This is a genomic window from Nocardioides oceani (assembly GCF_030412965.1).
In the GTDB taxonomy this organism is placed as follows: Bacteria; Actinomycetota; Actinomycetes; order Propionibacteriales; family Nocardioidaceae; genus Nocardioides; species Nocardioides oceani.
The window spans coordinates 1-4,979 of the sequence record NZ_JAUHJQ010000035.1 but is presented as its reverse complement, the minus strand read 5'-3'; the positions used below and the strand labels follow the sequence as shown (position 1 = coordinate 4,979).

Here is a 4,979-nt window from a genome sequence, read left to right as displayed (position 1 = left end):
CTCGAGCACCTACGCGGATCAGCGCTCGGGTTCCGCAACCTGACCAACTACATCGCCAGGAGCCTGCTCGAGACCGGCGGCTTCAGACCCCTACTACACCCCGGTCTGTGAAGAGCCCCTTAACGACACGAGTTTCGTGTGGCGCCCGGGCAGGCACTGCTACTTGAGTCGGTTGCTTGGTGGGTTGAGTTGACGACCCGGGGGAGCGACCGACCGCGGTACTTCGAGGCGCGGTTCATCCTCCCGAGCCGTCAACCTGGATCGGTCGTCTACACAGGGTCGGCAGTACCGCATCGCGGAGTGCCGCCACGAGCAACGGCGTTCCCTGGGCGACGGGGGGAGTTGCCTCTTCGCGCGTAAACCCGAGATTCGGGTCGGAGAGTAGGGACTCAAGAGTGGAGGCTTTCTCAGCTCGTGCGCCGGAGTTGGCCATGTCCTCGATGCACTTCGTGAGTTCGGCAAGAGCCTCTCTGTTCGCGGCATCGGCTTGTCCGATTTACGCACTCGGCGAGGGGCGGGCTAGGGGCGAGATCGGCGTTGCGGGCGAGTATGCGGCTAGTCACGCCGTACATCGACGTCTGGCTGCGGCCTTCGAGGCAGCGGGCGGTAGATCCCGAGGTTCGGTTGTCATGGTGGGTACGCCGTCCGGCAGCCAGCACGAGCTCGGCGCACTCGATTTCGCGACGGCCATCCGGTGGCGGGGATGGATGTGTTGTACCTGGGAGCGAATGTGTTCGTGGGCAACTGGGAGAGCGCGGTGCGTTGCCACTCGGGGCGAGCAGCCGTCCTGGCTGTCGTCACCCCGCAGGATCGTCCTGCGGCACGTGCACTGGGCACGCGGCTCGCGCCGGCCGTCAACTATTCCGGTCGCCGTCCGGCGGGACGCGTGATGCCGGGGGACCGGTGGGGTGGGTTAGGTGGATGCTGTGGGCGCTTCGTCCGCGGGGTGTCGCGCCAGCGACTTCGGCGATGAGGCCGGTGAGGTGGTGTCGCCGGAACGGTTTGCGCGAGCAGGTGCAGCTCGCGAACACGGCCCGGCGGATCGTTCGCCAGGTGAGCTCGGAGCTGTCGGTGGATCGGATCATGGAGATCTGCCAACCCGATGTGGCGACCGGTTTCAAGCTGTGGGGACGTAATTGCAGACCTTCGACCAGCCCGGCAGCACTTCTGATGCGGTGCACGGTGCCACCGAGGTGCCGGTGGAGGTCAAGGTACTCGGGCAAGTGGCAGCTGACCTTTCCTGGGCCAGCCAGAAGGTCACCGTGATAGCCGATGAGCACCTGCCGGTCAGCGCCGGCCTAGCTATCAGTTCGGATCAGGCTCAGCGGCGGCACGAATTCATGAACGTGACGCTCGAGGCGTCCACGGTGCTGTTCGTGCCGATCGGCGCCGGACCAACATGCCTGGGAACATGGCGTTGACGCGACGCGGCCCGAACGCGGAGTGGACGGGGGTGGAGCAGCAAGCGGCCCTTGAGATCGGGCACGATCTCGGTCGCGCCATGTTGAATGCCGGACCTTTGAGCGCGAACACATCCTTCTCGAAGAGGTGCGCGTTCTGCTCGAGGAAGTACAGCAACTGGCCCGTTACAAGAGCAGGCTCATCGCTACGGTCGCCTACGAGTTGAAGAACCCGCTGACGGCGATCTTGGGTCACGTAGAGACGGCGCAGGCAGAGCCCACGGTGGCCGGCGCCTCGACGAGACCTATCTCTGCCATTCAACGCGCTGCCGCACGGATGCGCAGCACCATCGACGACCTGCTGGTGCTTGCCGAGGGAGCTGACCCGGACACAGTGCTTGACCCGATGAAAGTCGACCTCGTCAAGATCGTCGTCGATGCCCTGGACCTGCTGCGAATGAACATCGATGAACAGGGCCTCGACATTGTGCTCGACATGCCCGCCAAGCGGTCTTCGCGTAGGCGACACGGGCGGACTCTCACGGTTGTGCAGCAATCTGGTCAGGAACGCCGTCAAGTACACCCCACGCGGCGGCGCGATCACAATCTCCCTGTCTCAAAGCCCGCAAGGCGTAGACTTGACCGTCACCGACACCGGGTTGGGGATTTCCGCCGCCGACCAGGAGCGGATGTTCGACGAGTTCCTCCGCTCCACCAACCCGGATGCAATAGCTTTGCCAGGTACTGGGCTGGGCTTGTCCATCGTCCTCCGCATCGTCGAGCGCCACGGCGGCCAAATCCGAGTCGAGTCAGTTCTCGGCGCCGGAACTACCTTCAGGGTCACCCTCCCCTCCGGCGCTCTGACGTAGCCCGGCCGCCAACCGTTCTGCGGTCACCGGCGAACGGACACGTCCGTGTTGACGGGCATCCCGCGGGACTGAGTCCTGTCGGCGCACGTATATAAGGATCTTGGACCGTGACAGGCTCACCAGTCGATCCAGAGTTTGAGAAGTGCCGACAGCTCGACATCTGCGCGGCGCTATGGTCGAGAGGTGGATACCGAGCCGAGATCGACCACGGTCAAACAGACCCCGATGACTGCTGCGGCACGAATCCTCGAGGTCGCGGGGCTCACCGCGGAACGACTTACCTCTGACGCGGAAGCGCAGTCCAAGTCGCTCCTAGTCACCGCAAGAGCTGAGGCCGACGCGATCTTGCGGACCAGTCGAAGTGAAGCGAATCAGATTGTCCAGGAGATGACCCGCGCCAAGGAGCAGCAAGCCGACGACCTCCGTCGCGAGCGCGACACCGCACTCGCCGACCTCACTAACGAGAAGGCGGCGTTGGAGTCGCAGGTCGCCATGCTGCGCCAGATGGAGAACCGCTACCGGGACCAGCTGCGACGCCTCCTCAACGAGCAACTGGCATCGCTCGACTCCACCGCACCCGCCGACTAAGCAAACCAACTGACGCCCACGTAATAGTCAATCAGCGAGCACGAGCTCGCGGGTTACAAATGGGTCGAGGCCAGCACTCGTACCTCCTTCGCATTCACGAGGCGCCCACACGGGACCAGGACGATCACCCGTGCCAAGCGCGGCCTCAGCAGTAGGTCGGGCGGCCACCCTGACCCCAGGGGCGCCTCAGACGACGTGGCTCCCGCTCCGACCAACGGATTCCGCAACTGTGCGCGTGAATGGCTTCGGTAGCACTGCGCCCGCTCATCGGCAGATCCGGATGTTCTCCGGTCTACCGTCGTGGCGCTCGCGACCTAAGCGTCAGGCTCGTCGGGACCCAACCGGTGCACCTGGCCGAGGTCGTCAACGAGGAACACGGTGATGTCGAGTCGTCGACGGATGGGTGCTGGCACTCGCAGCGCCGCGGCGCGAGCCCGCTCGGGAACAACGAGGGCGTACGACGTGCCGGCGTCGAGCATGCGTCGGAGCAGCTGACCGTAGCCGGTGTCGACATCCGTGCCTGTCGCCTCGGTCGTGCCCTTGACCTCCGCCACGAGCTGCTCCGCACCACGTGTGGCTACCACGGCGGCGTGATCAGCGTTCTCGGTGCGCACGTCCCAGCCGCGGTCGACCAGGTACAGCACGAACGCGGCTTGAACTTCAGCCTCGGTGAGCACGGTCAGAAGGTAGGCGACTTGGTCGCGCCGGTGCGGAAGGTGGCGGGGGTGGTCGAGGTGCTGATCATCGCTCGATCACCTCGATGACGACGTTCGCGCAGTTCTGGGCCTGGAGGTTGAGGGCGTCCTTCTCGGCCCGGTCCACGCTCAGGTCCCAGCGGTGCTTCACCGCGACCCATTCACCGATGTAGCGGCATCGCTCCCGCAGCGGCAGCCACTCGCCCGGGTCCTGGTCGGACTTGCCGCGGTTCGAGGACGCAGTGACCGCGACGAGTGAGCGGTGATCGCCCTGGTCGTTGGCGTAGGCCTCCTTGGCGGCCGCGTCCCAGGCGTAGGCGCCGGAATCGTGGGCCTCGGCGAGCGCGACCAAGTGGTCCATGTCGAACGTCGACGGGTCGGTGGTGCTCACGCCGTCGTAGTAGGAGTACCAGGAGCCGCCGCCGGAGCGCGCCGAGTAGATGGGGCACGCGGTACCTGCGGCGACCTTGACGACAGCTTCGGCCTTCAGGACCTCGGAGCGGGTGTCGCACCCGTCGGCGTACAAGCCTGTGTTCCAGTGCTTCCAGGTGGCCCGGTCGTAGCCGGTACGCACGTCGGGTGCCACCGGCAAGGCGGCGATCCGGGCAGTCAGGGTGTTGGCCGCGGGGGTGGTCGTCGGTGTGATCGTCGGGTCAGCGGTGGCCGTCTGAGTCGGCGTCGGTGTTGGGGTCGGTGTGGGGGTGGCGGTGGGAACAGCGGTGGTGCCTGCCGCCTTGACGGTCACCTTGATCTTCGCGGTGTCGCGGAAGGACCGGCCGGCCGAGACGGTCACGACGCGGTACTTGATGACGTAGGCGCCAGCCGCGGCGTCAGCGCCGGGCAGGACGGTGATGCGCTTTCCGGTCTTCTTCCACGTGAGTACTGGGGAACTCTTGATGACGGTGAGCTTGGCTCGGTTCTTGGCGCGGATCCGGTCGTTGGCGAGCGGCTTGACGGTGACCGTGGTGCCAGCCATGACGGTGACTGAGTCGTTGTTGGCGCCCTTGGGGACGGCGGTCGCGGATCCCGGGAGCAGGATGACACCGGCGACGACAGCAGCCGCGGCAGCGAGGGCGGTGGAGGTGATCGAGGTCTTCATGTCCTACCAGTGTCGGGGAAGAGCCCGCTGGTGCACGCAGATTCCACAGATGGCAGTACGACGAAAGATTTCAGGACCGCAGGTCCGTTCCCAGGAAGCGCCCCAGTGGTTCCCGTTCGAGTGTCACCAGAGGCGGCTGGCGGCGCCCTACCAGTTCTTACGTTCGGCATGCCGCACCCCGTTGAGTCCGTCAGGATCCTCACAACAAACCGGCTCTTCACAGACCGGGGTGTAGTAGGGGTCTGAAGCCGCCGGTCTCGAGCAGGCTCCTGGCGATGTAGTTGGTCAGGTTGCGGAACCCGAGCGCTGATCCGCGTAGGTGCTCGAG

Annotated in this window: 5 protein-coding genes and 1 pseudogene; 4 read left to right on the top strand and 2 right to left on the bottom strand. The window is 65.5% G+C overall.

Annotated elements, in window-relative coordinates:
• Nucleotides 1–1,136: 1,136 nt before the first annotated feature.
• The 4 genes and pseudogenes from QWY28_RS23090 (at nt 1,137) to QWY28_RS23080 (ending at nt 2,857) form a co-directional block, all read left to right on the top strand.
• A complete protein-coding gene (locus QWY28_RS23090; RefSeq protein WP_300955272.1) occupies nt 1,137–1,421 on the top strand; it encodes a hypothetical protein in 285 nt (94 codons plus the stop codon).
• A gap of 127 nt (nt 1,422–1,548) precedes the next feature.
• Nucleotides 1,549–1,761 (top strand): annotated as a pseudogene (locus QWY28_RS24495) (histidine kinase dimerization/phospho-acceptor domain-containing protein); the annotation flags it as partial.
• Between the two features lie 106 nt (nt 1,762–1,867).
• Nucleotides 1,868–2,269, top strand: a complete 402-nt coding sequence (locus QWY28_RS23085; protein ID WP_300955271.1) for a sensor histidine kinase — start codon at nt 1,868–1,870, stop codon at nt 2,267–2,269.
• A gap of 183 nt (nt 2,270–2,452) precedes the next feature.
• On the top strand, nt 2,453–2,857 hold the full coding sequence (locus tag QWY28_RS23080) for a hypothetical protein (RefSeq protein ID WP_300955270.1): 405 nt from the start codon (nt 2,453–2,455) through the stop codon (nt 2,855–2,857).
• Between the two features lie 314 nt (nt 2,858–3,171).
• Here the strand turns inward: QWY28_RS23080 and QWY28_RS23075 are convergent, their stop codons facing one another.
• Together QWY28_RS23075 and QWY28_RS23070 are read right to left on the bottom strand one after the other, a co-directional pair.
• Nucleotides 3,172–3,534: a hypothetical protein gene (locus QWY28_RS23075; protein WP_300955269.1), complete on the bottom strand. Its 363-nt coding sequence runs from the start codon at nt 3,532–3,534 to the stop codon at nt 3,172–3,174.
• Nucleotides 3,535–3,598: 64 nt separating this feature from the next.
• Nucleotides 3,599–4,651 carry a DUF1524 domain-containing protein gene (locus QWY28_RS23070; protein ID WP_300955268.1) on the bottom strand — a complete coding sequence of 351 codons (1,053 nt, stop codon included), beginning with the start codon at nt 4,649–4,651 and terminating at the stop codon, nt 3,599–3,601.
• Nucleotides 4,652–4,979 lie beyond the last annotated feature (328 nt).

What these genes read in the sequence shown, in the direction of transcription:
- QWY28_RS23070 (WP_300955268.1), bottom strand. Translation starts at nt 4,651, where the DNA reads ATGAAGACCTCGATCACCTCCACCGCCCTCGCTGCCGCGGCTGCTGTC.
- QWY28_RS23085 (WP_300955271.1), top strand. Translation starts at nt 1,868, where the DNA reads ATGAACAGGGCCTCGACATTGTGCTCGACATGCCCGCCAAGCGGTCTT.